We start from the raw sequence: 1,433 nt of genomic DNA on the forward strand, positions 1-1,433 counted from the left end.
CGTGCTCGCCCCGGACGTGCTGCTCGCGTCGATCGGCAACATCGTGACGTGGGAGTTCGTGGGCTACAACATGCTGATCTTCTACAGCTCGCTGTCCACGATCCCGCGTTCCCTGTACGAGGCCGCGTCGATCGACGGCGCGGGCGAGTGGCGGATCGTCAGGTCGATCAAGCTGCCCGAGCTTAAGGGGTCGCTGGCGATCACGGTGATCTTCTCGATCATCGGCTCGTTCCAGCTGTTCAACGAGCCGAGCATCCTGCAGAACATGGTCCCGGGCAACGCGGTCACGACGTACTACACGCCGAACATGTACGCGTACAACCTGAGCTTCTCGGGCAACCAGTCGAACTACGCGGCCGCGATGGCGATCGTGATGGCCGTGATCACGATGGCCATCGCGTACGCGGTGCAGCTCAACAGCATGAAGGAGCAGATGAAGTGAGCGCGACGACGAAGTCGGGGGGCGCCGGCATGGGCCTGAGGGCGATGGAGAGGGCCGCGAGGCGGGCCGAGAGGGAACGGCGGAGGCGCGTCGCGCGCGACGAGGCCGCGGAGCGCAGGCGCGCCGCGAAGAGCGGGTTCGCGAACGTCGCGAACCCCAGGCGCAGCACGCTGATGACCGTGCTGTGCTCGGTGTTCGCGGTGTACTGCCTGTTCCCGTTCGTGTACCTGGTCATCAACGCGACGAAGACGCAGGCGGACTTCACGTCCACGTTCGGCCTGGGCTTCGGCCGTGAGTTCGCGTTGTGGGACAACCTCGTGACGGTGTTCACGTACCAGGACGGGATCTTCGGCCGCTGGCTGGCGAACACGCTCCTGTACGTGGTCGTGGGCGCGGGCGGCGCGACCCTGCTGGCGGTCATGGGCGGCTACGCGCTGGCGAAGTTCCGGTTCCCGGGCCGCAGGGTCGTGTTCGCGGTGATCATCGGGTCGATCTCGGTGCCGGGCATCGCCCTGGCGGTCCCGCAGTTCCTCCTGTTCGCCCGGTTGGGGCTGACGAACACGCCGTGGGCGATGATCGTGCCGAGCCTGATCAGCCCGTTCGGCCTGTACCTGATGTGGATCTTCTCGGAGCAGGCCGTGCCGGCCGAGCTGTTGGAGGCCGCGCGCGTGGACGGGGCGGGCGAGTGGCGCACGTTCCGGGCGGTCGGCCTGCCCCTGTTGGCGCCGGGGATCGTGACGACGGCCCTGTTCACGATCGTGGCGACGTGGAACAATTACTTCCTGCCGTTGATCATGTTGAAGGACGCGGACTGGTATCCGTTGACGATCGGTCTGAACCAGTGGAAGGACCAGGCGTCCACGGCGGGCGGGCAGGCGATCCAGAACCTGGTGGTCACGGGTTCCCTGGTCACGATCGTTCCGTTGGTGGTCGCGTTCCTGTTGTTGCAGCGGTATTGGCAGTCCGGCCTGGCCGCAGGCGCAGTCAAGGA

General features: G+C 66.3%; 2 protein-coding genes. Both read left to right on the forward strand.

Annotated elements, in window-relative coordinates:
• On the forward strand, positions 1-442 hold a 442-nt coding region (locus AC1AX7_RS09380), incomplete at its 5' end, for a carbohydrate ABC transporter permease (RefSeq protein WP_476509817.1).
• Positions 443-471: 29 nt separating this feature from the next.
• A partial coding sequence (locus tag AC1AX7_RS09385; RefSeq protein ID WP_476509818.1) for a carbohydrate ABC transporter permease occupies positions 472-1,433 on the forward strand: 962 nt, incomplete at its 3' end.

This window comes from Bifidobacterium sp. LH_449 (assembly GCF_056356755.1).